This is a genomic window from Thermomonospora echinospora (assembly GCF_900108175.1).
In the GTDB taxonomy this organism is placed as follows: Bacteria; Actinomycetota; Actinomycetes; order Streptosporangiales; family Streptosporangiaceae; genus Thermomonospora; species Thermomonospora echinospora.
In genome coordinates, this window is record NZ_FNVO01000013.1 from 1 (window position 1) to 26138 (window position 26138).

The following is a 26138-nucleotide window of genomic DNA, read 5'->3' on the forward strand; positions in this document are numbered from 1 at the left end:
CGATGACTTCGAGACCAACAAGGGCTGGACGGTCAACCCCAACGGCTCCGACACCGCCACAGCCGGACAGTTCCAGCGCGGCATCCCCCAAGCCACCAACTCCTCCGGAGTCAACCTGCAACTCACCGCAGCAGGCGGCAGCTACGACCTGGTCACCGGAGCATCAGCCGGAACAGCCGCCGGAGACTACGACGTCGACGGCGGCACCACCAGCATCCAATCACCGGCCATCACCCTGCCCTCCGGCACGCTGACCCTGTCGTTCTCCTGGTACCTGGCCCACCTCAACAACGCCACCAGCGCCGACTACCTACGCATCCGCATCGTCGGCACCACCACCACAACCGCCCTGAACCAGACCGCCTCGGCCACCAACCGAGCCGGATCCTGGCAGAACGCCACCGTCAACATCTCCGCCCACGCCGGACAAACCATCCGCATCCTCATCGACACCGCCGACACCAGCACCGCCAGCCTCATCGAATCCGCCATCGACAACATCACCATCACCCAGTCCTGACCCCGATCCGGAACCGCCGGGGCTTTCCTCCACGGCCTCGGCGGTTCCACGTCCGGGCACGGCCATGGGGCGCCGCCCTCGGAGACGGGCTTCGGGTGCGGCGCCCTCCACCCGTACGGGGCGATCGGCCTGGCCGGTTCCCGCGCCCGGTTCTCAGCAGCGGGGTGAACAGACGCGGCGGGACATGGCCTCCAGCAGGAGCCTCTTGCTCTCCTCGGGGGCGCGGGCGATTTGGACCAGGCCGTTGGTGACTTCGGTGAGGCGGCGCAGCTCGGCGACCGACACGTCGGGGCCGTAGCCCTGGATGATGATCTGGACGGGGCGCGCGGGGTCGTACTCCTCGCGCAGCGCCGTCACGGTCTCCTCCAGGCTGGGGCTGTCATCGTCGTCGTTGCGGCCGTCGGTGAAGACCAGCACGGTGTTGACCATCTCGGGCTTGTGACCGTCCTTCATCCAGCGGAAGGCGGCCAGCACCGAGTCGTAGAGGCCGGTGCCGCCGTTGCGCTTGGGCTGGATGCGGCCCAGCTCGGACAGGATCAGCTGGCGGCGGGTGACCGACCCGATCCGCTGGCCCAGCGGCCCCACCGGGACCACCACCCGCCAGTCCTGCTCGTCCTCCAGCTTCGTGGAGAACAGCCAGATGCCCAGCTCGCTGTCGTCGGCCAGCAGGGGCAGCCCGCTTTGGCCGACACGGGCGGTCGCCTGCAGCCGGGTGACGCCGGGGGCGACCTCCTGCCGCATGGAGCCGGAGACGTCGAACAGCACCAGCAGCCGCACGCTCAGGGTCAGCCGGGCCCAGGTCTGCATGATCTGCCGGACCGCCGCGGGCGGCGGCAGGGGCAGTTGCCTGGGCGGACGGGGGCTGAGCCCGGTGAACGGCCCGAACCCCTGGGTGACCCGGCCGTCAGGGCTGCGGAACCCGGCCTCCAGGAACTCGTCGGCGGCGGCCTGAACGCGCAGCGCCCGCTCCAGCAGTCCGGCCGCCTTGACGCGGACGGCGTCGCCGGTGGTCACGGTGAACGGGTAGTCCAGCGACGGCGTGCCCTCCCGGGGGTAGAGGGCGATGAGGCGTTCGGCGGGACGCGTGCCGTTGTGGGCGAACACCGCCTGCTCGGGGACCAGCAGCACGGGGTGGCGGCTCCTGCCGCGGTTGCCGAGCGACCGGAACTCCGCGTCCACCGACGGGACGAGGTTCTCGCGCGCGGTGCGCACCAGGCTGGTGAAGACCTCCTCCTGGCCGGGCCGTCCCGCCAGCAGTTGCCGGGCGATGACGAGTGCGCCCATCCCGACGGAGCTACGGGACGGGTCGGGGATCTGCAGGCGCACCAGCTCGGGCGGGACGGCCTGGGCATCGCCGTTACCGCCGGGAGCACCGGGGACCGAGCTCAGCAGCAGGTTCCAAGAGGGGTCGACGGAGACGCCCCGGCTCTTGAGCCCGTCCACCAGCCCCTGCGGGAGGCCGAGAATGATCGGGTTGCGCGCCAGCGAGGTGCCGCGCACCTGGAACGGGCGGCCCTGCCGGGGCGAGGTGCTCACCAGGAACGTCCATAGCGAGGAGTCGGGGATCCACACGTCCGGCCGCCGCTCGACCCCCTCGGCGGCGCCCTGCCCGGACAGCAGCACGGTCATCGCTGCCGGGTCGGTGGGCCGTACGACGGCCCGCACGCAGGTGTCCTCGGCGGCGCCTTGGGTCTCATTGAACCGGTCGATCGCCCTGACGAGGGCGGGGGCGATGTCGGGGGCCGCGGCGACCTGCAAGGTGACGTCGGCGTTGCCGCGGCAGTCCGCGGACGCCTCGACCGCGTAACACCCAACGGCCACGACCAGCACGAGACCGAGCACGGCAACGGCGGACACCGGCAGCCGCGCACCGCGGAGGCCGGGCGGCACGGGCCGTACGGCAGTCGGGCCGGGAAATTCACCGAAGCCGGGTCCGTCCACCGATACCTCGTTTCTGGACTCCCCCGATCCCATGATGGCTACATCCCGCGGCCATCGCACCGAATTAGAGAGAAGACCCATGCCGATGTCAAGGACTCAAAAGATTTCGCCGCCAAAAGACTTCCCTGACCGCAGATCATGTGCCAAGAGGGATTGCCGGGCACGCCCGAAGTGAGCCGTCGTACCGTTGAGGGGTGCGAGCGTGGAGTGTGACGGCCCCCGGCCCGATGGCCTCCGGGCCGCTTCGGCCGGTCGATCGGGAGCTGCCCGTCCCGGGCCCAGGTGAGCTGCTGTTGCGGGTCAGGGCCTGTGGCGTGTGCCGGACCGACCTGCACGTGGCCGAGGGCGACCTGCCCGTGCACCTGCCGGGCGTCACCCCGGGCCACGAGATCGTCGCGGAGGTGGTGGCAACCGGCCCCGGCTGCCTGCACTCCCCCGGCGACCGGGTGGGCGTCGCCTGGCTGCGGCACACCTGCGGCTCGTGCACGTACTGTCGGCGCGGCGCGGAAAACCTGTGCCCGCGCTCGCTCTACACCGGCTGGGACGCGCACGGTGGATACGCCGACTACGCCGTCGCCCCCGACGCCTACGTGTACGACCTACCTGCCGGGCGCACCGACGCCGAGCTGGCACCGCTGCTGTGCGCCGGGATCATCGGATACCGGGCGCTGCGCCGCGCCGAACTGCCGCCGGGCGGGCGGCTGGGCATCTGGGGCTTCGGCGGCTCGGCTCACCTGGCCGCCCAGGTCGCCCTGGCCGAGGGTGCCGAGGTCCATGTCTTCACCCGGGCGCCGGCCGCCCGCACGCTGGCGCTGGAGCTGGGCGCGGCGTGGGCGGGCGACTCCTTCGACGCCTCCCCCGCGCCGCTGGACTCGGCGATCGTGTTCGCCCCGGCCGGGGAGCTGCTGCCCGCCGCGCTGGAACGGCTCGACCGGGGCGGCACGCTGGCCGTCGCCGGGATCCACCTGACCGACGTGCCCGTGCTGAACTACCAGCGGCATCTGTTCCAGGAACGGCAGGTCCGCTCGGTGACCGCCAACACCCGCGCCGACGGCCAGGAGTTCCTGCGGCTGGCCGGACGGCTGCCGATCAAGGTCTCCACCACGCCCTACGACCTGTCCGACGCCGACCGGGCGCTGGCCGACCTGGCCGCCGACCGGATCAACGGCGCCGCCGTGCTGCTGCCCGGCTGACCCCGCCGGCGATCTCGCCCGAAGATCCTTATCGCCGGGCGAAATGTCGCCCCCGTTCGATACGCTCCCCGCGGCAGGGCCGTAGCGCAGAGGTCGTCGCGCCTTAGCCGCGAGCTGGAGGACGTCGGTTCGAATCCGACCGGCCCTGCCCCGGCGGCTTCCCCTGCTCGCCGACGAACGTCGGCGAGCAGGGACTCGCGATGTTCTTCCGGGGGTGACCCCCGGACCCCGGTGTGGGGGTCACCCCTGCACCCCGCGTTGGTGCACGGACTCGGGCGAGGCGGCTGCAAAGCCTCCGTTCGAGGCCGTGGAGGCTTCCTCTGCGGAGGGTGAGGCCGGGCGCTTGGGGCCTGGCGGGTGAGGAGTGTCGTGTCGGTGGTGGACCTGCCCGGTTCGGTGGAACCGGCGCCGGGCGGGGATTCCCCGCCGCCGTCCGAGGCTGAAGTCGAGGTGTGCCTGCGGGTGTTGGCGCAGGCTCGGAAGGCCGATCCGGACGATCCTCGGTGGAGTGCGGTGCACCAGGCCGTCGCGCAAGTTCATCGTGCCACCAAGAAGGCTCGTAAGAGCTCACGTCATGCCGAGCGGCGCCGTCACGACCGTGAGATTCTCGCCACCGCCACGCGTTTCCATGACCAGGATCCGGCCCCGCCTTCCCCTGGCCTCGGCCGGCCCTCCGCAGACGGCGGTCTTGCCGCCCCGGCCGTCGCCCCTGGCGGAGGGGTCCTGCCGTCCGTGACGACGGCACCGCCTGCCCGGCACACCCCCGCCATGCAGAACGACACCGCCCCGCAGAAGGCTGGCATCACGCGGAACGATGCCGTCACGCAGGACGACACGGCCGCGCCGAACGGAGCCGCCGTGCAGAGCCGTTCTGTTACGCGGGACGGCTCCGAGGTGCGTAGGGGCGGGGCGCTGGTGGGGGCTCGGCGATGTTACGTCTGCAAGGGGCGCTACCAACGGGTCCATCCGGAGTACCACCTGCTGTGTCCCGGCTGCGCGGAGGAGAACCTGGCGCACCGGTACGCGCGGTGCGACCTGCGCGGGCGGCGGGCGCTGGTGACCGGCGGACGGATCAAGATCGGCTTTCAGGTGGCGCTCAAGCTGCTGCGGGACGGGGCCGAGGTGCTGGTCACCACCCGGTTCCCGCACGACGCCGCGCGCCGGTTCGCGGCGGTGCCCGACCACGCCGACTGGCTGGAGCGGCTGCACGTGTACGGGGTGGACTTCCTGGACGTGCCCGCGCTGGCCGAGTTGCCGGGGTTCGTGGAGCGGCGGTTCGGTCACCTGGACATCCTGGTCAACAACGCGGCGCAGACGATCCGCCGTCCCCCGGCCTACCACCGCGAGGTCCGGGCCGGCGAGGACGGGCCGCTGGAGGGCACAGCGGCGCTGGTGGACGTGCACGGCACCGGGCACTGGGCGCTGCCGGAGGGAACGCCGGGCGGCGCCCTGCCGGTCCGGGCGGCCGGGGACGCGGTGGAGGCGCTGTTCCCGGCGGGTCGCACCGACGAGACCGGCCAGCCGCTGGATCTGCGCGAGCGCAACAGTTGGAACCTGCGATTGCACGAGGTCGATCCGGGCGAGTGGCTGGAGGTGCAGGTGGTCAACGCCTTCGCGCCGTTCCTACTGACCTCGCGGCTGCGCGGGGCGTTGGAGTCCTCGCCGTTCCCGGACCGCTACGTGGTGCAGGTCTCGGCGATGGAGGGCAGCTTCTCCCGCGTCAACAAGACCGTCCGGCACCCGCACACCAACATGGCCAAGGCGTCGCTGAACATGCTGACCCGCACGGTCGCCGCCGACTACGCGGCCTCCGGCATCCACATGAACAGCGTGGACACCGGGTGGGTGACCGACGAACGGCCCCATCCGGACAAGCTGGCGCAGCGCGCGGCGGGTTTCCGGCCGCCGCTGGACGTCGTCGACGGCGCCGCCCGGGTGTACCACCCGGTGGTGCGGGGCGTGCGCGGCGAGCGCATGTCCGGGCTTTTCCTCAAGGACTACCGACCGGTGGAGTGGTGATGACCGAGCCGACGCCCGTACGCTGCCCGGCGATCGAGGTCCCGGACGTGCCGCGCGCCGATCCGGCCGATCTCGTCCCGCTGCTGGCCCGGCTGGCCTCGGCCGACCCGGTGACCGGCGACGAGCCGTTCCCGCTCGGCACGCTGCGCGCCGACGGGCGGGTGGACCTGTGCAAGCAGGGTCTCGGCCCGGACGGCGTGGCCAGGCTGCTGCCGGTCGCCGCCGCGTCCCCGCACGCCCGGCACGTGCTGCTGGGCACGAACGGGATCGGCACCGAGGGGGCGCGGGCGCTGGCCGGCGCGCTGACCTCCGGGCACGGGCTGGAGACCCTCTATCTGGGCTGCAACCGGATCGACGCGGACGGGGCGGCGGTGCTCGCCGAGCGGCTGGCCGATGACGGCACCGTCCGCGCTCTGTGGCTCAAGCGCAACCCGATCGGCGACGCCGGGGTCCGCGCGCTGGCCGCCATGCTCCGCGCCAACACCACCGTCCGCACCCTCGACCTGGTCAACACGGGGCTGACCGTCGACGGCCTGCGGGCCCTGCTGGAGGTGCTGGCCGACCGGCCGCGCCCCCTTGAGCGGCTGTTCCTCGGCGGCAACGGGCTCGCCGCCGAGGATGCGGACGTGCTGGCGGCGCTGGTCCGTGACGCGGGCGTACGGGAGCTGTACCTGCCTGCCAACCATCTGGGCGACGCCGGGGCCGCCACCCTCGCGGCGGCCGTCAGCACAGCCCGTCCGGTGCTGCTGGGCCTGGGCGGCAACGGCATCGGGCCGGACGGCGCCCGAGCCCTCGCCGGGGCGCTGGAGGGCATCGAGTCTCTGGACCTGGGCCGCCCGCCGTCGGAGCGGAGCCTGGGCGCGCCCGCCAACACCACCGGCGACGAGGGGGCGGCGGCGCTGGCGGCGGCCCTGCCCGGCAGCCCGCTGCGCCGGCTGGAGCTGCGGCACACCGGCATCACCGGTCGTGGCGCCAAGGCGCTGCTGGCCAGAGTGCCCGACGGCACCCGTCTGGAGTACGTGGGTCTCGGTCCGGGCGTGCCCCGCAAGGTCAAGCGGGCCTTCGCGCCCCGGCTGCGTCCGGCCGCCCGCGCCCACCCCGATCTGCACGCGATCGGCAGCGTCTACCGGTGAGCGTCGCCGCGCCGCCGTCGTTCCCACCGGACACGGCGGCGGGCCGGCGGCGGGCCCGCCGGTACGGGGCGTCGACCGCATCCCGTTCTTTCACGCCGACGGCACCCCACTGACCGAAGCCGAACCGCCCAGCGAAGCCCCCAGCCCCGCCGAGAGGGCCAGCCGCTGAGCGACCTGATCAAACGTGAGCGCCGCACCGATCTGCCCGGGCTACCGGAGCGGGTGGAGCGCGAATGCCCGGACCTGGGCAACGGCCGGGGAAAGGAGTCCTGAGCAGGATGAGGCGCCCTTCACTTCCATCGTTCCCGCCTGACGTCGCCGCGAGCTGGGAGCGCGTCCGCCGCTACGCGGTGCCGGCCTCGATGATCGAGCGGGTCGCCGAGCGGCGGCTGGCCGGAGACTGGCGCGGAGCCTGCACCGCCGCCAACATCGACATCACCTTCGACCTGGCAGAGGTCGCCGCCGAACACGGCCGGGCCACCGCCGAAACCCTCGAAGACGACCTGCGCCACATGGCCCCCGACCTGATCCGCTGGCACCTGCCCCGGGTGGACAGCGGCGGCCACACCACCCTGGCCCCTGGCCGGCTGGTACGGCTGGCCTCCTACGGCGCACAGGGGGCCGGGCCGATACTGCACCTGGTCACCCCCGGCATGGTCGAAGGGCCGCAACGATCGAAGCTGTGTTTCGCCCCGGTGCCCCCGCCCGAGGAGTCCGACGTCCACCAGGAGTGGGCCGGGCTGCGCCCGTTGTGGGACGTCCGGCGGGTGGACGGGCTGCGTGAATGGTACGGCGGCGCCGACCGCATCCCGTTCTTCCACGCTGACGGCACCCCGCTGATCGAAGACGAACTGCCCTCCGAGGCCCCCGGCCCCGGCGACCCGGCCGCGCATACCGAGTGGGTCACCCGGCTGCACGACCGCGGCGAACTCAACACGGCCCTGGCCGCGACGAGAGTGGAGCTGAGCGTTGACTTCTCCGGCCTCCCGGACTGGGCGCGCGACGACCCGCACGCCCTGCTGGCCCGGCTACCGCTGGCACTGACGCGCTGGGAGCCGCGGCTTCGGGAACTGGCCGCCGAGGGCTTCGGCACCGCCTTCCGTTTCCCCGTCACGTGGCGTGTCTGCGCGACACTCCGGCTCCAGGGGTCCGGCCCGCTGCAGCTGCGGCTGGGCGACAACTCGAAACCGTCGGACGCGTCCGAGCTGACCGAGGCGAGCTGGCAGCGGCCGGTCGATCTGGACCTGCTGCGGTCCGGCCGGATCGGCCCCGACGCGCTGCACCCGCTGATCCGTGACGCCCTGTTCCCCGCCCGCGCCGCCGCGGAAATCCCCGCGGGGCCGCCCGCCCCCGAACCCCCCGCCCCGGTACGGGTGCGCTGCCGCGGCGAATGGCACGAGGTCCGGCTCCGCGGCGACGGTCTGCGGGCGGCCTCGCACAGCGAGGACGAGCAGCGGCGCGAGCGCGCGTTGCGGGCGTTCGGCGGTCCCGTCACCGGGTGCTTCGCCGTCGAGCGCGCCTGGAGCGAAGGCACCGGCCGGTTGCCGCGCGGGCTGCGCGAGCAGCGCCGGGAGCTGTTCCTGCGCGTCCAGCACGGCGACACCGCCGGGGTGCTGGCACTGCTGGACGCCGGGTTCGACTCCCGGGCCCGCGACGGCCGCGGGCGTACCCTGCTGCACCATCTGAACAAGCTCGACCACGAACCGCTGCTGTCCAGGCTGCTGGCGGCCGGGCTCGGCCTGGAGGACGTCGACCAGGGCGACCGCACCCCGCTGCACGTCGCCGTCGGCGACCTCGGCTCCCCGGCGCTGGTCGACGCGCTGCTGGCGGCCGGGGCCCGGGTGGACGTGCTCGACCAGGAGGAGCAGTCGCTGATCGACTTGATCAAGCGCTACCGGCGCACCGACCTGCCCGCACTGCTGGAGCGGCTGATGCGCGAGCACCCCGAGCTGGACCACGGCTGGTGGGACTGGATGGATGACTGACCGCCCGAGGAGCCCTCATGAACACCACTGATCCGCTGGCCGCCGCCGACGAGCTGAACCGGCGGGCCGGGGCCTGGCGGAGCGAGCCGGCCACCGACCCGAACATCGAGGCGCTGGCCTTGGCGGTGTCGGCCAACCTGCCGGTGCTGCTATGGGGCGAGCCCGGCATCGGCAAGTCGGCGGGGATGCGGCAACTGGCCGACGCGCTGGCGGTGCCGCTGGAGACGGTGATCGCCAGCGTGCACGAGCCGTCGGACTTTGCCGGGCTGCCGGTCATCGGGGACGACCCGGCCGCCGACGGGGTGCCGATGGCGCCGCCCGACTGGGCGGTGCGGCTGGCCCGCGCGGGCCGGGGCCTGGTGTTCTTCGACGAGCTGTCGTCGGCCCCGCCCGCCGTGCAGGCCGCGCTGCTGCGGGTGGTGCTGGAACGCCGGGTGGGCAGCCTGGCGCTGCCGGAGCCGGTCCGGGTGGTGGCCGCCGCCAATCCCCCCTCCAGCGCCGCCGACGGCTGGCATCTGAGCCCGCCGCTGGCCAACCGGTTCGTCCATCTGCGCTGGACGCACTCCCCCCGTACAGTGGCGCGCGGCATGGCGGGCACCTGGCCGCAGGTGTCGATCCCCCTGGTGGACGCGGCCAAGATCCCCAGCGCGGTGGCCAGGGCACGGGGCGCGATCTCCGGGTTCCTCACCGCCAGGCCCGGGCTGGCCCACCACCTGCCGGCCGACGCCGAGGCCCGGGGCGGGGCGTGGCCGTCCCCGCGCACCTGGGAGATGGCGCTGCGGCTGCTGGCGGTCGGGTACGCGGCGGGCGCGGGCCGGGAGGCCGTCGCCGCCGCGGTGATCGGGGTGATCGGGGACGGCGCCGGCATCGAGCTGCTGTCCTACCTGGAGCAGCTCGACCTGCCCGACCCGGACCGGGTGCTGGCCGACCCCGGCTCCTTCGACCTGCCCGAGCGCGGCGACCGGCAGCTGGCGTTCCTGACCGCGGTGGTCGCCGCCGTCCAGGGCGACCTGACCCGCCGCCGCTGGGAGGCCGGCTGGACGGTGCTGGCCAAGGCGGTCGACGCCGGGGTGCCGGACGTGGCGGCGCGGGCGGCGGTCGACCTGGCGGCGCTGCGCGACACCGCCTGGCCGGTGCCCGCCGGCATCGACGGTTTCGTGGAGCTGCTGCAGCTGTCCGGGGCGCTGGACGGGTGACCGGGCTGGACCGCACCAAGCTGCTGGCCGCCCGCTACCGCGCGGCGACCGACCGGCCTTACCTGGCCTCGGCGCTGTACTCGCTGTCGGTCGTGCCGACCGACCGGGTGCCGACGATGGCCGTCGACCGGCACTGGCGCTGTTACGTCTCCCCCGCCTTCGTGGACGCCTGCCAGGTTCCAGAGCTGGCGGGCGTGTGGATCCACGAGGTGGCGCACCTGCTGCGCGACCACCACGGCCGGGCCGACCGGCTGCCGGCCGCCGATCGGCGCGACCGGCTGCGCGTCAACATCGCCCAGGACTGCGAGATCAACGACGACCTGGTGTCCGACCGGCTGGCGCTGCCGCCGGGCCGGGTGGTGCCGGGCGACTTCGGCCTGCCCAATGGGGAGATGTTCGAGGCGTACCTGCCGGGCATCCCGCCGAGCCCGCCGGAGCACGACTGCGGATCGGGCGCCCACGGCGAGCCGTCCCCCTGGGAGATCGGGGAGGGCGCGGCTCGGGTCGGTCCGGTCGAGGCCGAGGCGCTGCGCCGGCACACCGCCGAGGCCATGCGCGCCCACCAGCGCGCCCGTGGCAACCTGCCGGCGGGCTGGCAGCGCTGGGCCGACCAGGTGCTGGAACCGGTCGTGGACTGGCGGCAGGCGCTGCGCGGCGCCGTCCGGGAGGCGGTGGCGTGGGCGGGCGGCGCGATCGATTACACCTACCACCGCCCGTCCCGCCGCACCGCCGCGATGCGCGGGGTGGTGCTGCCCAGCCTGCGCCGCCCGCTGCCCCGGGTGGGCGTCGTCATCGACACCTCCGGATCGATGGGCGAGGGCGACCTGGCCGCCGCGCTGGCCGAGGTGACCGGGGTGTTGCGGGAGGTCGGCGTCCGGGGCAACCGGGTGACCGTGCTGGCCTGCGACGCCGACGTGCACGCGGTGTCGCGGGTGGCCTCGGCCGGCCAGGTGGGGCAGATCGAGTTGGGCGGCGGCGGGGGCACCGACATGCGCGTGGCGATCGCGGCGGCACTGGCCATGCCCGACCGCCCGCAGGTGCTGATCGTGCTGACCGACGGGTTCACCCCCTGGCCCGCCGAGACGCCGTCCTGCCGGCTCATCGCCGCCCTCATCGGAGCCGACCCGCCCGACCCGCCGGGCTGGCTGGAGACGGTCCGCATCCCCGCCCACCCGGCCAGCGCCTGACGCTCCCTTCCACCGACGGCGACCCACCGCCCAACGGTCGCCGTCGCCTCCACCTCCGGTACGTCTCCCTCCTGGCTCCTGTCCCACCCGTATCCGGCCAACGGCGGCCCGACGACCATGCGTACGCCGCCCCTCGCGTCGGCCGGGGACTCAAATCTCCAGGAGCGTCTTGCCGACGGTGGCGCGCGACTCGATGGCGGCGTGGGCGTCGGCCGCCCGTTCCAGGGGGAAGCGCTGCCCGATCACCGGCGCAGCCGTCCGGCCGCCGCCTCGGTGAGCACGATCTCGGTGCAGGTGCGCACCTCCTCAGGGGTGGGGCGCAGGTTCAGCAGGGTGACGCCGCGTTCCCGGGCGGTCTCCTCGGGGATGTCCGCCCAGGCGCCACTGGCCAGCCCGTAGCTGAGCATCCGCGCGCCGTGCGCCGCGGAAGGGTCGAGCAGGTCGAAGGCCGCCCGCCCGATGGCACCGCCGACCCCGTCGAAGACGACGTCCACCCCGCCGACGGCCGCGCGCACCCGTTCCGCCCAGTCCGGGGCCCGGTAGTCGACCGCCACCTCGGCGCCCAGTTCGCGGGCCAGCGCGGTCTTGCGGTCGCCGCCGGCCGCCGCGACGACCCGGGCGCCGGCGGCCCGCGCGAGCTGCACCAGTAGCGTGCCGACGCCGCCCGCCGCGGCCTCCACCAGGACCCGGTCACCGGGGCGCGGTCCCGCCGCCCGCACCAGCATGGCCGCCGTGCGCCCGTCGGCCAGCAGCGCCACGGCGGCGTCCAGGCCGAGCCCCTCGGGCACCGGGAAGATCCCGGCGGCGTCCACGGCGACCCGCTGTGCGTATCCGCCCGAGCCTCCCGTGCTGGTGACGACCCGGCGGCCGACCAGCTCCGGGTCCGTCCCCTTCCCCACGGCGGTGACCACGCCGCCGACCCCGTTGCCCGGGATCATCGGCAGGTCCGGCCGGAACGGTCCCGCGCCGGTCGCGCGGAACTGGGTCTCCACGAAGGTGATGTTGGCGAACGCCACCTCCACCAGTACCTGCCCGGGGCCGGGCACCGGGTCCGGCGCGTCCGCCGCCACCAGCACCTGCGGACCCCCGAACTCCTTCAACCACACGGCGCGCATCGGCCGTCCTCTCCTCGTCGGCGCTTGCCGGTCAAGACTGCGACCTCAAGCACCGTCGAGGTCAACCCCGAGGGGCCAACTCGGCGGTAACCTCGCCGGGTGCGAGATCTGACCACCGTCCGCCTGATCCTGGAGCCGTGGCGCGAGCGGCACGGCTCGGAGCTGGTGCGGCTGTCGGCCGACGAGCGCGTGATGCGCCATATCGGCACCGGCGTGTGGACGCGGGGGTACGCGACGCGGCGGCATGTGCGGGCGCTGCGGCACTGGGCCGAGCACGGCTTCGGCTGGCGGGCCGTCCACGCGCGGGCCGACCGGTCGTTCCTCGGCCTCGTCTCGCTGATCCGGCTCGACGCGCCGATCGAGGGCATCGCCGAGCCCGCGCTGGAGATCGGCTGGTGGGTGGACCCGCGGGCCTGGGGTCAGGGGATCGCCACCGAGGCCGCCGCCGCGATGCTGGACGAGGCCTTCGGCCGGATCGGGGCCGAGACCGTGGTGGCCCGGCTCCAGGCCGCCAACCTCGGCTCCGCGCGGGTCACCGCCAAGCTCGGCCTGCGGCCGTTCGCCGAGACGACCGATCCCGACGGCCGGCTCATGCTGATGTGCGCCATCACCAGGGACGAGTACCGCCGCGCCGGCGGCGCGCCACCGGCGCCACCGGCGCCGCCGGGCTGAGCGACGCCTGGCTCACAGCTGTTTGCGGACCTCCCACAGGTCGGGGAACATCGGGGCGAACAGCGTGGTACGCAGGTAGCCGGCACCGGAGGACCCGCCCGTGCCGGACTTGTCGCCGATGGTGCGCTCGACCATCTTGACGTGCCGGTATCGCCATTCCTGCAGGCCCTCGTCCAGGTCCACCAGACGCTCGCAGACCGAGGCCGGAGCGCCGTCGTCGGTGTAGACCTTCAGCAGCACGTCCTGCACCCGCGGGTCCGGCTCGGGCGGGCGCCGCACGTCCGGCCGCCGCGGCACCGGGTAGCCGTGGACGCGCAGGTACGCCAGGAACGAGTCGTACAGCGAGGGCCGCGACATGGCCGCCTCGATGCGCTCACGGGCCGCCCCGCCCACCGGGTAGTGCCGGAACGCCCGCTCGTCCCGCCGGCCGAGCACCGCCTCCAGCTCGCGGAACTGGGCGGACTGGAAGCCACTGGCGGCCTCCAGCCGGGAGCGGAAGCCGGCGAAGCGGCTGGGCAGCATCGTCTCCAGCACGTCGATCTGGGCGACCACCACCTTGAGCACCGACAGCACCCGGTCCAGCGTGCGCAGCGAGTGCGCCGAGTCGCCGGCCTCCAGCCGACGCTGCAGATAGGCCAGCTCGTGCAGCAGCTGCTTGAACCACAGCTCGTACACCTGGTGGATGACGATGAACAGCATCTCGTCGTGCTCGTCGGAGCGCGGGTGCTGGGCGGCCAGCACATCCTCCAGCGCCAGGTACGACGAGTAGGTCAGTGAGGCGTGTTCCTGCGGGCCGGTGTCCATACACCCATGATCTCAGACCAGGACACCGCCGGACGTTCACGGCAGAACGGCACGATGGCGGCGCAGGGTCAGCCGGGCCTCCAGGGCCGTGCGCCGCAGCAGCCGCTCCACCCCGGTGCGGGCCAGCTCCCCGGACCGCCCGGTCAGCCCGATCGCGGCCACCTCCCGGTCCGGCCAGGCGGCGACCGGCACGGCCATCTCGGCCAGGCCGCCGGCCGGCTCCCGGCCGAGGAAGGCGATCCCCGCCCGGCGGATGCTCACCAGCTCCGGCTCCAGGGCCGCCGGCTCCGGGCGGTAGGCCAGCAGCAGCCGGCCCAGCGCCGTCCGGTCGGCCGGGACGCGCCCGGTCCCGTGCGGCACCGGCCCGCCCGGGGTGCGCGGATACAGCGTCACCAGGCGCACCACGCTGTGCCCGTCGAGGACGGCCAGGCTGGTCGGCAGCCGGGTCGCCTCGTACAGTTCGGCGATGTGCGGCATGAGCAGGTGCCGCAGCGCGTCGCGATGGGCCGTCTCGACCCCGTCCGACAGCCGTCTGATGGCCTCGCCGAGCACGTAGCCGGCGCCGGCCCGGCGGACCGCGCCCTGGCCCTCCAGAGTGCCCAGCAGCCGGTGCACGGTCGACTTGGGCAGCCCGGTGCGCCGGGAGATCTCCGCCAGGCTGGTCGGTGCGGCCCTGCGGCCGAGGCAGTTCAGCACCGTCATGGCCCGACCGATCGCGCCGGCCGAACCGGTGCGCCGCGCGGTCTGCACAGCAGTGGACACGACTTCTCCCCCATTGGTGATCGGTCCGGCGAACTCCTCCTCGCCACCGAAGGTAATCACATGACCACATCTATGGGCGAGACTCACAATGAACACTCACCCCAAGGAATCAATCCCCTAACGCGATCCGGGCCGTTCCGCCGCACGGAACGGGCCGTGGCCGGGGCCGGGCGGCGCTCCTACGCTCCCGGCCTGACGGTTCCTGACAGGCCAGCGAAGGGGCGGTGGACATCGTGACAGAGCCGATCGGACCGGACGGATCGGACATCCGGGTCGAGGGCGGCGGGGGACTCACCAGCCTCAGCACCGCGGCGGCGCGCAACCTGGCATCGACGACCAAGTCGGTGCCGCAGATGCAGAACATCACCTCCCGCTGGCTGCTGCGGCTGCTGCCCTGGGTGCAGGTCTCCGCCGGGACGTACCGGGTCAACCGGCGGCTGACCTACGTGCTCGGCGACGGGCGCGTCTCGTTCACCAACGTCGGCGCCGAGGTGCGGGTCATCCCCGCCGAGCTGGGCGAGATCCCGGTGCTGCGCGGGTACGGCGACGCGGCCGTGCTGGAGGCGCTGGCGGAACGGTTCGAGCAGCACGAGTACCAGTCCGGCGAGGTCATCGCCGAGGCCGGCCACGAGGTGGACCGGCTGCTGCTGATCGCGCACGGCAAGGTGAACAGGATCGGCAGCGGCAAGTACGGCGAGGAGAACGTGCTGGGCGTGCTGGCGGACGGCGACCATCTCGGCGACCAGGCGCTGCAGGAGGAGCCGGGCACCTGGGACTTCACCGTCCGGGCGGCGACGGCCTGCACCGTGCTGGCGCTGCCGGCCGACTCGTTCCGCACGGTGCTGGAGCGTTCGGACTCGCTGCGCGACCACCTCGACTCGGCCCGGCCGGCGGACGCCGCCGCCACCAACAGGTACGGCGAGGCCGAGATCTCGCTGGCCTCGGGGCACTCCGGGGAGCCCGTCCTGGCCGGCACGTACGTCGACTACGAGCTCTCCCCGCGCGAGTACGAGCTGAGCGTCGCGCAGACCGTGCTGCGGGTGCACACCCGGGTCGCCGACCTCTACAACCAGCCGATGAACCAGGTCGAACAGCAACTCCGGCTCACCGTCGAGGCGCTGCGCGAGCGGCAGGAGCACGAGCTGATCAACAACCGGGACTTCGGGCTGCTGCACAACGCCGACCTCAAGCAGCGGATCCACACCCGCACCGGGCCGCCCACCCCCGACGACCTGGACGAGCTGCTGTCCCGGCGGCGCGGCTCGCGCTACTTCTTCGCGCATCCGCGCGCCATCGCCGCCTTCGGCCGCCAGTGCAACGCGCGCGGCCTGTACCCCGGCAGCGCGGAGGTGAACGGGCAGTCGGTGCCGGCCTGGCGGGGCGTGCCGATCCTGCCCTGCAACAAGATCCCGATCAGCGACCAGGGCACCAGCTCGATCATCGTGATGCGCACCGGGGAGGAGGAGCAGGGGGTGATCGGCCTGAACCAGACCGGCCTGCCCGACGAGTACGAGCCGGGCCTGTCGGTGCGGTTCATGGGCATCGACGACCAGGCGGTCATCAAGTACCTGGTCAGCACCTACTTCTCGGCGGCCGTGCTGGTGCCGGACGCGCTGGGCGTGCTGGAGAACGTGGAGGTCTTCACCTCCTGAACGACGGACCGCCCGACGATCACCCGCACCGGCGCGGCCGCCCCCACGCGGTCGCGCCGGTGCCCGCGCGCAGCGCGCAGTCGCCGAAAGGAGCGCCGGATGGCGACCACGGAACGCACCGACGGCAGACCGGCGGGACAGGTCCTGGCCTGGGCCCGGGAGCTGGTCGACCCCGCCCTGCACACGGCGGTGGACACGCTCCCGTCACCGGTACGGCGGATCGCCGGATACCACTTCGGCTGGTGGGACGAGCTGGGACGCCCGCTGCAGGGAGCCGGCGGCGGCAAGGCCCTGCGGCCCGCGCTGGCCCTGCTGGCGGCGGAGGCGGCCGGCGGCACCGCGGACGCGGCCCTGCCCGCCGCGGTCGCGGTCGAACTCGTCCACAACTTCTCACTGCTGCACGACGACGTGATGGACGGCGACACCACCCGGCGGCACCGGCCCACCGCATGGAGCGTGTTCGGGGCCAACACGGCGATCCTCACCGGGGACGCGCTGCTGGCCCTGGCCGCCGACGTGCTGGCCGTGCCGGGCAATCCCGACCCGCAGGGCACCCAGCGGATGCTGGCCGCCACCGTGCAGGACCTGGTGGCCGGGCAACTGGCGGATCTGGTGATGGAGGAACGCCACGACATCACCGTGCGCGAGTGCCTGGGCATGGCCGAGGGCAAGACCGCCTCGCTGCTGGGCTGCTCGTGCGCGCTGGGGGCGGCGTTCACCGGGGCGGCACCCGACCGGGTCGCGGCGCTGCGCGGCTTCGGGGCGCGGCTGGGGCTGGCCTTCCAGATCGCCGACGACCTGCTGGGCATCTGGGGCGACCCGGCCGTGACCGGCAAGCCCGTCCACTCCGACCTGCGCAACCGCAAGAAGACGCTGCCCGTGGTGGCGGCGCTGTGCTCGGGAACGGCCGCGGGCCAGGAACTGGCGGCGCTCTACCGCCGCGCCGATCCGCCGACCGGAGCCGAGCTGGCGCACACCATGACGCTGATCGAACGTTCGGGGGCGCGCGCCTGGTGCGAAGAACGCGCCGGGGCGCTGCTGGAGGACGCGCTGGGGGCGCTGAGCTCGGCCGGGCCCGGGGGCCGGGCCGCCGGGGAGCTGGCTGCGCTGGCCCGCCTGGCCGTGCGGCGCGACCGCTGAGCCGCGCGTCCTCGCCGGGTCCCTCCTTGGCCCTTCCTTGGCCCCCTACTTGCGCGCCTTGGCGGTGCGCCGCCGGTTCTCCTTCTTGATCGCCTGAACGAGCTCGTCCTTGGACATCGTGGAACGTCCCTGGACGCCCAGACTCTTGGCCACCTCGTACAGGTGCTGCTTGCTGGCGTTGGCGTCCACGCCCTCGGCGCTGGGCTGCTTGCGCGACTGTGGCCGGGGGGTCGCCGCCCGCTTGTCCGACGGCCCCTTGCGGCCCTTGGGCTGCCACCGGTCGCCGACCTTCTCGAAGGCGTGCTTCAGGGCGGCGAAGGCCGTCTGGTGCGCGCGCCGTCCCTCGCCGTACTCCTCGACCGCCGAGTCGTGCGCCTTGATCCAGGTCCGCTGTGCCTTCTCTGGGGAGCGCCGCAACGTCGACGGGAGCTCCTCGCGGCCGGGCATCTGCTTCTCCTTCCCTTGGTCCTTCGCGGACCTCACCTACCCTGAGAAGGCGGAAGCAACCGGCACCTACTGAAGAGGTAGAAGCGATCGGCACCCACCCCAGGGAGGGATGGCCGATCGGCCCGGCCGCCGGGAGGGGTCCGGTGCGGGTGCGCGGAGAGCGCCCGGCGGCGGGGTCAGGACGCGCCGTCGTAGGCGCGGACCTCGGCGGCCAGGTCGGCGGCCAGGCCCGGGCTGCGGGTGGCGATGAACGACAGCGGCCGCCGGTGCATGGAGCGCCGTACGGTCAGCGGCTCGCCGGCGAGGTCCACCAGCCGGCCGCCGGCGGCCTCCACCAGGAACATGCCGCCGCACACGTCCAGCAGGGCGGCGTCCCGGCAGACCATCGCGTCGATCGCCCCGCCGGCGATCAGGGCCAGGTCCATCGCGGGCGCCCACATGTTCACCACCCGCTTGCAGCGGGTGCTCATCCAGCCGGTGAACCCGTACCCCCAGGTGCGGCCCTCCTCGGCGTACCCGGTGACCAGGGACAGCGTCGCGCGGTGCAGCGGCACGCCGTCCGGCGGCGACGGGAGCGGGCTGAGCCGGCCGCCCCGCACGCCGTGGAAGAGACGCTCGGTGAGCGGGTCGGCGATCACGGCCAGCACCACGGACTCGCCGTGGAACAGGGTGATGGATACCGCGCAGTGCGCGATGCCGTAGCCGAAGTTGTTGGTGCCGTCCAGCGGGTCGACCGCCCACAGGAACTCCTCGGCGCCCCAGCGGTCGTGATCGCCTTCCTCGGCGACGATCCCGTAGTCGGGGAACGACTCGCGCAGGGACTCCACGATCACCTTCTGCGCGATGACGTCGGCGGTCAACTGGACGTCGTAGGGCCCCTTGTAGGCGCTGATGAACCGCTGCCCGAACTGGTCTCTGATCGCGTCCGCCGCCGCCCGGGCGGCCTCCTGCGCCGCCGCCAGCTGCGGCGTCCAGGTGGTGCGGAACTCCTTGGTCAGATTCATCCCGGGATCTCCCTGTCACCGCCGGCCCGCCCCCGGCTCCGCCTGATCCGATACTCCTCCACTAGGACGCTGGGCACCAGAGCCCCGCCCACCGTCACCACAAGTGTGGCCAGTCCGGCCAGTATCTTGTCCTGGCCGGAATCGGACTGCAGTGCCTGGAGTACCCCCAACTGGCCCAGCACCAACAGGGCCACCGCCACGGTCAGCAACGCCAGCCACACCGTCGTCATCCGCCGCCGCCACACGTGCGGGGGGCGGCCCGGCTCGGCATGCCGGCCGACCAGCTCACCCGACAGCCTGGCCAGGGTACGCCGCTCGGCCTCGTGGTGGCGGGCCAGCACCAGCGGGGCCAGGTCCCGGACGCTGGAGTCCAGCACCGTCCGCAGCCCGTACACCGCGCCGTGCACCGCCCAGACGGGCGTGATGTCGGGGGCGGTCAGCGTGGAGCGCCAGCCGCCGCCCGGCCGTTCCAGCCGCAGCAGTTGCAGGGTGCCGGTCAGGATCACCGGGTGGCTCAGGTCGTACCCGCACTCGCACAGCGCGGCCAGCGCCCACGGGGTGGCGAAGTGCCGGAAGTCCATCCGGGCGAAGCGTTCGGCGTCCACCACCGAGGTGAACGAGGTGGACTCCCACGGCTCGGCGCGGTCGGGGCTGAAGGACCCCAGCAGGTACTCGCACCCCGCCACCACGACGCGCTCGGAGGCCGGCACCCCCGCCCGCCGCAGCGCCAGCAGCGTGGCGGCCGTGTACGCGGGCGAGGAAGAGACCGTCTCGTCGCCGACGGCGGGGGTGGCGCCCCAGCCGCCGTCCGGGCACTGGGCGCCGCGCAGCCACTGCACGCCCCGCGCCGCCGCCTCCCCGTACCCGTACAGGGCGAGGATCCGCACCGCCGAGGCGGTCGGGAAGACCAGCGACCGCTGGTCGACGGCGGCCGACGGCCAGCCGCCGCCGGGTCGCTGCTGCTCCTGCAGCCACTGCAGCCCGCGCCGCACCGCCTCGTCCTCGCCCGGCCCGCGGCCCGCCTCATAGAACGCCCACAGGCAGGCGCAGGTGCTCTCGGTGATCGACACATCGGTGGTGCCGCCGACCAGAGCCCACTTGATCTGCCAGCCGCCGTCGGGGTTCTGCATGTCGCGCAGCGTCTGCAGCATCCGGTCGGTCCATGTCCCGGGGTACCGGTCGCGACCGGTGTGCAGGCAGGCCAGCAGGCCCAGCGCGGTGGACATCGTGCCGATCGAGTCCCGCTGCTCCAGGTACTGCTCCCAGCCCCAGTGACCGGCCTCCTCGGCGCGGCGCCGCTCCAGGAACGCCACCGCGCCGTACAGCGACCGTTCGATCCGCCGGCCCAGTTCGGGGGCGTTGCGGGCGGCCTGGTGCCAGCTGCGGGCGGTGTCGAAGTGGGCGGGGTACTGCAGGTCGCGGCGCCGGGAGCGCAGGTCGGTGACCGGCAGCAGGCGCAGCCGCGCGTCGTCGGGCCGGGCGCGCAGCACCGCGGCCACCACCAGCCGCACCGTGGGTCCGGTCTCCTCGGCGGCCAGCAGCCCCAGATGGTCGACGTCGAGGTCGAGCTGCCCGGCGGCCAGCTCGCGCACCAGCGTCCCCAGCTCCCGGCCGTCGGGCGGCGGTCCTGCCACGGTCAGCCGGGGGCAGGTGAGCCGGCCGTACCGGTCGTGGACGGCCACGTTCTCCCCGTCCTCGTCCAGCAGCACCAGATCGAGCTGGACCGTGCGCGCGCCGGGCCCACTGGTCGGTACGGGGCGCCGTCCCGTTTCAGAGGCGATCACATTCTCCCGGACTCGTCGGCCGCCAGCAGTCCGGCGACCGGCTCGGGCTCGGGCGTGAAGTCGTACAGGCCGCCCCGGACCAGGAACTTGACCCGGCTGATCCGGACCTGGGAGATGGCGCGGTGCACCCCGACCCGCAGAATCGGCTCGCTGTAGGTGTATCCGCGCGAGTCCACCGAGTCGAAGAAGCGTCCCGCCGGGTCGACCATGGCGTAACTGCCGGTCATCACGTCGTTGTCCTCGGGAATCAGCCGTATTCCCGCCGGCTCCACGCGGAGGTGTCGGGAAACGAAGTCCTCGAACTGTTCAAGGGTGGTCAACAGCGGGTCAACCCTACCCGAATTCTGTCCGGCCACGGGCAGCGCCTGGAACACCTTCCACCGCTCCGGGCGCGCCTCGATGACGAAATCGGCCATGTCCTCCCGCCAATTGCCCGCGGTCACCACGGTGTTCATCTTCAGCCGGAAGCCCAGCTCCCGGATTCGGCGGAACAGCGCCAGATACTCGTCCCCGCCGATCGCCCGGCCCGCCGTCGTGCGGCCCAGCAGCTGCAGCGTCTGCGGGCGCGGGCTGTCGACGCTGACCGTGATCCAGTCCAGGACGCCGTGGAAGCGGGCCAGCGCCGCCTCGTCCAACAGGCTGCCGTTCGTCACCACGGAGGTGACCATGCCGAGCCGGTGCGCCAGCGTCACCAGGTTGGCCAGCCACGGGCACAGCAGCGGCTCGCCGCCGGCGAAGGTGAGTTTGGTGAACCCCGCCTCGGCAAGCCCGGCGACGACCCGCTCGGCGTCGGCCCGCTCCAGATGTCCCTCGGGCAGGACCGTACGGCGGACGTCGCGAAAGGTGGCGAAGCAGAACCGGCAGCTCATGTTGCAGGGCTGCCACAGATGGAAGTTCACCGTCTCGACCGGTACCCGCGGGGAGTCGGGCATGCCCATCGCAAGGCCCCCTGACTGGTGGCGATGCCGCCGCACGGCGGCCACGACTCAGCACATGGTAGGCAGCCGGACACACCACAGCGAGCGCTTATCGCCTATTTATGCCCATCTGCGTAATGTTACCGGTCCACCGACGCCGTTCCCGCATTGTCGGCCCTCTCTCACCACCGAAAACAACGTCACACGCCACAGGGCAATGAGCTTTCGCCCGCCGCCCTCGCCGGACACCGGGGCGCGTGGGTGCATCGCCGGTGGGCATGCTCCCGCCTATGATCGGGGAGCACGTTCTCACTGGTTACAGCGATGACTCCGGGGGACGCGAGGCGCTGGAGTGCGCCCGGGCGATCGTGGCGCTCACCGGCGGCCGGCTGACCGTCGCCACGGTGCATCCCCCGGGCCGGGCCGGGGCGGCCGCCGAGGCGGGCACGACGCTCAGACAGGCCGCCGGCCTCCTCGACGAGGAGCCCGCCGACTATCTCGCGCAGGAGAGCCGGGGCGTGGGGCGCGGCCTGTCGGTGCTCGCCGGGAAGGTGGGCGCCGACCTCATCGTCATCGGCTCGGCCGCCGGCGGCGCCCGCGGCCAGATCACCATCGGCTCGGCCGCCGACCATCTGCTGCACGCCTCCTCCGAGGCGGTGCTGATCACGCCGGCCGGCTACACCCCTCCCGAGCGGCTCCAGCGCATCACCGTCGCCTACGTGCGCCGCCCCCAGTGCGACGAGGCGGTCGAGCGGACCGCCGTCGCCGCCGCACGGCTGGGCGTCCCGCTCCGGCTGCTCACCCTGGCGCTGGACGAGGCCGACTCCGGGCGGCTCCGCGACGACCTGGCCCTCGCCGTCCCGGTGGCGGCCGGAAACTCCGGCCTGGAGCCCTCGGCCGTCCAGACCGCGCTTGCTGAGGGCGGCGACGTGGCCGCGGCCCTGGCCCGCACGGACTGGGAGGACGGCGAACTCCTGGTCTGCGCGAGCAGCGAGGACTCCGCGGTGCACCGCGTCTTCCTGGGCGAGGTGGCGCTGAAAGTGCTGCGCGCGGCCCCCTGCCCGGTCGCCGTACTGCCACGCGGCCGCAACTGACTGAAACGGCCCGGTCTAGGTCCGCGCCCCGTCCGCGTCCCGTTCGGGGCGCGTCCGCGCCGGGACGGTGCGCGCCCGGCCTCGCGAACGCCGGCTCCACCGGGAACGCCCCGGCGCCGCCCGGCCGGGAGGCGCGGGCGTCAGGACCAGGCCGGGTGGCCGACCGAGGACGGCCCGATCTGGCGTGCCCCGGACTCGCCCCGGTCCACCGGCATGGCCCAGATCTGCGGCATGGGCACCGGGCCGCGCACGAAGGCCAGCCACGTGCCGTCCGGCGACCAGCTCGGGTCCATCTCATGGGCCGGGTCGGTGGTGAGCTGCCGGTAGCCATCGCCGTCGGCGTCCACCACCGCGATGTCCGAGGTCTTGCCCTCACCGTTCATCAGGGTGAACGCCAACTGGTCGCCGTCGGGCGACCAGATCGGGTCGTTGGCGCCGTTCGGTGCGATCCGCGAGGTGGTGACCTGCGTCCACGCGCGGTCCGGGTGCTCCGGATCCAGGCAGTACAGCTGCTGCGAGCCGTCCCGCCTGCTCCAGAACGCGATCTTGCCGTTCTCCCGGGACCAGGTGGGGTCGTCCTTGGGCTGCGGGTCGTCGGTGAGCGGGACGGTCCGGCCGGTGCGCACGTCGGCGACGTGCAACTGCGAGACGCCGCCGACCTTCACCATCGCGGCGATCCGGTCGCCCTCGGGCGACCAGGCGACCCGGCTTCTGGGCGCGATACCGCTCACCACCCGCCGGGGGCCGCTGCCGTCGGCGTTCATCACCCAGACCTCGGACGTCGCGCCGCCGTCCCATCGGGTGAAGGCGATCTGCTTGCGATCGGGCGACCACTGCGGCAGGACGTCGCACCCCTCCCCCGGCAGCAGTTCCCGGGCCGAGGCGACGGTGCCGCCCGGGGTCAGGCTGCCGACCCGGGCGTGGCACTCCTTGGCCCAGCCGGGCGCGTAGTCGACACGGACCAGCATCGTGTCGGTGGGCGGCCCGGAGGCGGAGCCGGAGGCGTTCCTCTTGGCGCCGTCGTCCTGCAGGGCGTACAGCCCGACGGCCACAGCGGCGGTGAGGGCCACCACGCCGGCGACGGTGGCCAGCAGCGGCTTCCCGCGCCGCCCCCGGGCGGCGGGTCCGGTCGGCGCCTCGGCGTCCATCCACTCCGTCTGCGCCGCGTGGGCCGGGGACTGTCCCGGTCCCGGCGGGAACGAGGGCCGCGGACCGGGCGGCGGCATGGGCACCGGCGCCGGGCCGGGCATCTGCGCAGGCCGGGTCTCGGGCAGCGGGCTGGGTGGGGTCTGCGGAACATGGAGGGTTGCTTCGGCGGGCGCCTCACCGGACGGACGTCCCGGTGCGTGCACCGGGCGTGTCCCGGGGACCGGCGGCCTGGAGTCGGCGGTGGTCTCGGCGACGGCCGGTGCCGTACCGGCCGCGGCGGGGGCGTGCGCGTCCGCCGCGTGCGGGGCCTCGGCGGGTCCGCCGTCTGGACGGCCGTCCTCCTGCGGCTCCGGCTCGGCCAGGTCCTCGGGCCACGCCTCGTGCAGCGTGGTGGTCACGGCGGCCTCACCGCCGCCTCCGGCCAGGGACAGCAGCAGTTCCTGCGCGGTGGGCCGGTTGGCCGGGTCCTTGTCCAGCGCCCGGCGCACCAGCCCGGCCAGCGGCTCGGACAGCGGGCCGATCTCGGGCTCGGCGTGCACCACGCGGGCCGCCATGACCTGGAAGGTGCCGGTGCCGAACGGGTTGCGGCCGCTGCCGGCGAAGGCCACCAGGCAGCCCCAGGCGAACACGTCCACCGCCGGGGTGATCGACTGGTTCAGGATCTGCTCGGGGGCGATCCAGCCGGGACTGCCGATCACCTGCCCGGTCCGGGTGTGACCGGCGGCCTCGTCCAGCGCCCGCGCGATGCCGAAGTCGATCACCCGGGGGCCGGAGATGGACAGCAGCACGTTGCTGGGCTTGAGGTCGCGGTGCACCAGCCCGGCGGAGTGGATGGCCAGCAGCGCCGCGGCGACCCCGACCGCGACTCCGTTGAGCAGGCCGGGCGACAGCGCGCCGTGCTCGGAGACGTGCTCCAGGAGGGAGGGGCCCTCGATGTACTCGGTGACCATGTAGGCACGGCCGTCCTCCTGGCCGTGGTCGAGCACCTGCGCGGTGCAGAAGGACGCCACTCGCTGGGCGTTGGTCACCTCGTCGCGGAACCGGGCCAGGAACGCCGGGTCGCCGGCCAGTTCGCCGCGCACCACCTTCACCGCGACCTGCGGCCCGCCCTCGCGCCGGCCGAGGTAGACCGCGCCCATGCCGCCCTCGCCGAGCTTGGCCTCCAGGACGTAGGCGCCGATGCGCGAGGGGTCACCTGGACCGAGCGCGCGTGCGGACGCCGACTGTGACCCCGTATCCCGCCGGCTGTTCAAGGTCGACCCACCTCTCCGGAGCCCGCTTCCCCGCAAACTACCGCCCGCGCGCCCGATCCACAGCGGGCCGAGGCGCCCGGGCGGCCAATGTCATCGAATCGGTAGATGGGTCCGGCCCGCCATTGGTTCACGGGCGCCCACCGGAAGATCACCGGGACGGGCGGCACCGCGGACCCGGCGCACGGCGCGGGGGCCGGAACCGGCGGGGCGGCTCAGGTGTCGCCGGTGATGGTGTCCAGGCGCCGCAGGATTACGCCCTCGCGCAGCGCCCAGGGGCAGACCTCCAGCTCCTCGACGCCGAACAGGTCCATGGCCGCGTCCGCGACGATCGCCCCGGCGGGCAGCTGGGGGGCCCGCTGCTCGGAGACGCCGGGCAGCTCGGCGCGTTCCCGGGCCTTCATCCGCGCCAGCTTCTCGCTCCACTCGACCAGGTCGCCGTGCCGCAGCACCCGCCTGACCAGCGGGCCCTCGGTGGAGGGGGCGGCGCCGGCGATCCGGGCCAGTTGCCGGAAGGTCTTGGAGGTGGCCACCGCGTGGTCGGGCGGCCCGTACCGGGCGACCTCGCCGACCCGGCGGGCGATCTCGGCGCGCACGTACCGGCGCAGCTCGCGCAGCTCCTCGGCGGACGGCGGGTCGGCGCCCAGCCGGTCGCGGGTCAGCCGGCCGGCGCCCAGCGGCAGCGAGATCGCCACGTCGGGGGCCTCGTCGATGCCGGAGGCGATCTCCAGCGAGCCGCCGCCGATGTCGACCACCAGCAGCCGTCCCGACGACCAGCCGTACCAGCGGCGGACCGCCAGGAAGGTCAGCCGGGCCTCCTCGTCGCCGGGCAGCACCTGCAGGTCGGCGCCGGTGGCGGCGTTGACGCGGGCCAGCACCTCCTCGCCGTTGTCGGCCTCACGTACCGCGGAGGTGGCGAAGGCCAGCAGGTCCTCCACGCCCTTGTCCTCGGCCATCCGCAGGGCCTCGCGGACGAAGCTCAGCAGCCGCGCCTCGCCCTCCTCGGTGAGCCGGCCGTCCTCGATGTGGGCGGCCAGGCGCATCTCCTCCTTGTGGGAGTACGCCGGCAGCGGGCGTGCCCCGCGATGCGCGTCCACCACCAGCAGATGCACCGTGTTCGAACCCACGTCCAGCACACCGAGTCGCATGCCGACGACGCTATCGGACGCCCGGA

21 protein-coding genes, 1 tRNA gene and 1 pseudogene are annotated in these 26138 nt (G+C 73.8%); 12 read left to right on the forward strand and 11 right to left on the reverse strand.

Going from position 1 to position 26138, the window contains the following annotated elements:
- Window positions 1-520 (forward strand): annotated as a pseudogene (locus C4U03_RS25645) (zinc carboxypeptidase); the annotation flags it as partial.
- A gap of 153 nt (window positions 521-673) precedes the next feature.
- On the opposite strand, the gene C4U03_RS25650 reads toward C4U03_RS25645, so the two are convergent.
- Window positions 674-2410: a substrate-binding domain-containing protein gene (locus C4U03_RS25650; RefSeq protein WP_200827469.1), complete on the reverse strand. Its 1737-nt coding sequence runs from the start codon at window positions 2408-2410 to the stop codon at window positions 674-676.
- A 245-nt stretch (window positions 2411-2655) separates the two neighbouring features.
- Between C4U03_RS25650 and C4U03_RS25655 the strand changes: the two genes are divergently transcribed.
- From C4U03_RS25655 to C4U03_RS25685, 7 genes are all read left to right on the forward strand, one after another.
- The gene (locus tag C4U03_RS25655; RefSeq protein ID WP_103940921.1) at window positions 2656-3654 is read left to right on the forward strand and encodes a zinc-dependent alcohol dehydrogenase family protein; all 999 of its coding nucleotides are present in this window, start codon (window positions 2656-2658) and stop codon (window positions 3652-3654) included.
- 75 nt (window positions 3655-3729) lie between these two features.
- Window positions 3730-3802, forward strand: a tRNA-Arg gene (locus tag C4U03_RS25660).
- Window positions 3803-4386: 584 nt separating this feature from the next.
- Window positions 4387-5673, forward strand: coding sequence for an SDR family oxidoreductase (locus C4U03_RS25665; RefSeq protein WP_235018118.1), 1287 nt, complete (start codon window positions 4387-4389; stop codon window positions 5671-5673).
- A complete protein-coding gene (locus C4U03_RS25670; protein ID WP_103941223.1) occupies window positions 5673-6806 on the forward strand; it encodes a leucine-rich repeat domain-containing protein in 1134 nt (377 codons plus the stop codon). Before C4U03_RS25665 ends, C4U03_RS25670 begins: the two co-directional genes overlap by 1 nt.
- Before the next feature lie 278 nt (window positions 6807-7084).
- Entirely contained in the window at window positions 7085-8791 is a 1707-nt protein-coding gene (locus tag C4U03_RS25675) for an ankyrin repeat domain-containing protein (RefSeq protein ID WP_103940925.1), read from the forward strand.
- A gap of 17 nt (window positions 8792-8808) precedes the next feature.
- The gene (locus C4U03_RS25680) at window positions 8809-9987 is read left to right on the forward strand and encodes an AAA family ATPase (RefSeq protein WP_103940927.1); all 1179 of its coding nucleotides are present in this window, start codon (window positions 8809-8811) and stop codon (window positions 9985-9987) included.
- Window positions 9984-11174 carry a vWA domain-containing protein gene (locus C4U03_RS25685; protein ID WP_103940929.1) on the forward strand — a complete coding sequence of 397 codons (1191 nt, stop codon included), beginning with the start codon at window positions 9984-9986 and terminating at the stop codon, window positions 11172-11174. The genes C4U03_RS25680 and C4U03_RS25685 overlap by 4 nt, the downstream gene beginning before the upstream one ends.
- A 150-nt stretch (window positions 11175-11324) precedes the next feature.
- Here C4U03_RS25685 and C4U03_RS42875 read toward each other — a convergent pair whose 3' ends face one another.
- A complete protein-coding gene (locus C4U03_RS42875) occupies window positions 11325-11420 on the reverse strand; it encodes a zinc-binding dehydrogenase (protein ID WP_327373656.1) in 96 nt (31 codons plus the stop codon).
- Complete coding sequence (locus C4U03_RS25690) at window positions 11417-12289, reverse strand: zinc-binding dehydrogenase (protein WP_327373657.1); 873 nt, start codon at window positions 12287-12289, stop codon at window positions 11417-11419. Before C4U03_RS25690 ends, C4U03_RS42875 begins: the two co-directional genes overlap by 4 nt.
- Before the next feature lie 99 nt (window positions 12290-12388).
- On the opposite strand from C4U03_RS25690, the gene C4U03_RS25695 reads away from it, so the two are divergent.
- The gene (locus tag C4U03_RS25695) at window positions 12389-12961 is read left to right on the forward strand and encodes a GNAT family N-acetyltransferase (RefSeq protein ID WP_103940931.1); all 573 of its coding nucleotides are present in this window, start codon (window positions 12389-12391) and stop codon (window positions 12959-12961) included.
- A gap of 12 nt (window positions 12962-12973) precedes the next feature.
- Here C4U03_RS25695 and C4U03_RS25700 read toward each other — a convergent pair whose 3' ends face one another.
- On the reverse strand, window positions 12974-13765 hold the full coding sequence (locus C4U03_RS25700) for a tryptophan 2,3-dioxygenase (protein WP_103940933.1): 792 nt from the start codon (window positions 13763-13765) through the stop codon (window positions 12974-12976).
- Window positions 13766-13801: 36 nt separating this feature from the next.
- Complete coding sequence (locus tag C4U03_RS25705; protein WP_146087529.1) at window positions 13802-14527, reverse strand: IclR family transcriptional regulator; 726 nt, start codon at window positions 14525-14527, stop codon at window positions 13802-13804.
- A gap of 266 nt (window positions 14528-14793) precedes the next feature.
- Here C4U03_RS25705 and C4U03_RS25710 point away from each other — a divergent pair, with 266 nt between their 5' ends.
- Both C4U03_RS25710 and C4U03_RS25715 read left to right on the forward strand, forming a co-directional pair.
- Window positions 14794-16179, forward strand: coding sequence for a family 2B encapsulin nanocompartment shell protein (locus tag C4U03_RS25710; protein ID WP_235018154.1), 1386 nt, complete (start codon window positions 14794-14796; stop codon window positions 16177-16179).
- Window positions 16180-16278: 99 nt separating this feature from the next.
- Window positions 16279-17319, forward strand: coding sequence for a family 2 encapsulin nanocompartment cargo protein polyprenyl transferase (locus tag C4U03_RS25715; protein WP_103940937.1), 1041 nt, complete (start codon window positions 16279-16281; stop codon window positions 17317-17319).
- A gap of 45 nt (window positions 17320-17364) precedes the next feature.
- On the opposite strand, the gene C4U03_RS25720 is transcribed toward C4U03_RS25715, so the two are convergent.
- The 4 genes from C4U03_RS25720 to C4U03_RS25735 all read right to left on the reverse strand — a co-directional run bounded on the left by C4U03_RS25720 (window position 17365) and on the right by C4U03_RS25735 (window position 21492).
- The gene (locus C4U03_RS25720; RefSeq protein WP_103940939.1) at window positions 17365-17766 is read right to left on the reverse strand and encodes a ChaB family protein; all 402 of its coding nucleotides are present in this window, start codon (window positions 17764-17766) and stop codon (window positions 17365-17367) included.
- A 176-nt stretch (window positions 17767-17942) separates the two neighbouring features.
- Window positions 17943-18770: an inositol monophosphatase family protein gene (locus C4U03_RS25725; protein ID WP_103940941.1), complete on the reverse strand. Its 828-nt coding sequence runs from the start codon at window positions 18768-18770 to the stop codon at window positions 17943-17945.
- On the reverse strand, window positions 18767-20554 hold the full coding sequence (locus tag C4U03_RS25730; protein ID WP_103940943.1) for a prenyltransferase/squalene oxidase repeat-containing protein: 1788 nt from the start codon (window positions 20552-20554) through the stop codon (window positions 18767-18769). The genes C4U03_RS25725 and C4U03_RS25730 overlap by 4 nt, the downstream gene beginning before the upstream one ends.
- Complete coding sequence (locus C4U03_RS25735) at window positions 20551-21492, reverse strand: viperin family antiviral radical SAM protein (RefSeq protein ID WP_103940945.1); 942 nt, start codon at window positions 21490-21492, stop codon at window positions 20551-20553. The genes C4U03_RS25730 and C4U03_RS25735 overlap by 4 nt, the downstream gene beginning before the upstream one ends.
- Before the next feature lie 269 nt (window positions 21493-21761).
- Between C4U03_RS25735 and C4U03_RS25740 the strand changes: the two genes are divergently transcribed.
- Window positions 21762-22565, forward strand: coding sequence for a universal stress protein (locus tag C4U03_RS25740; RefSeq protein WP_103940947.1), 804 nt, complete (start codon window positions 21762-21764; stop codon window positions 22563-22565).
- Window positions 22566-22705: 140 nt separating this feature from the next.
- Here the strand turns inward: C4U03_RS25740 and C4U03_RS25745 are convergent, their stop codons facing one another.
- The gene (locus C4U03_RS25745) at window positions 22706-24967 is read right to left on the reverse strand and encodes a protein kinase domain-containing protein (protein WP_103940949.1); all 2262 of its coding nucleotides are present in this window, start codon (window positions 24965-24967) and stop codon (window positions 22706-22708) included.
- A 212-nt stretch (window positions 24968-25179) separates the two neighbouring features.
- Entirely contained in the window at window positions 25180-26112 is a 933-nt protein-coding gene (locus tag C4U03_RS25750) for a Ppx/GppA phosphatase family protein (RefSeq protein WP_103940951.1), read from the reverse strand.
- Between the last annotated feature and the right edge of the window lie 26 nt (window positions 26113-26138).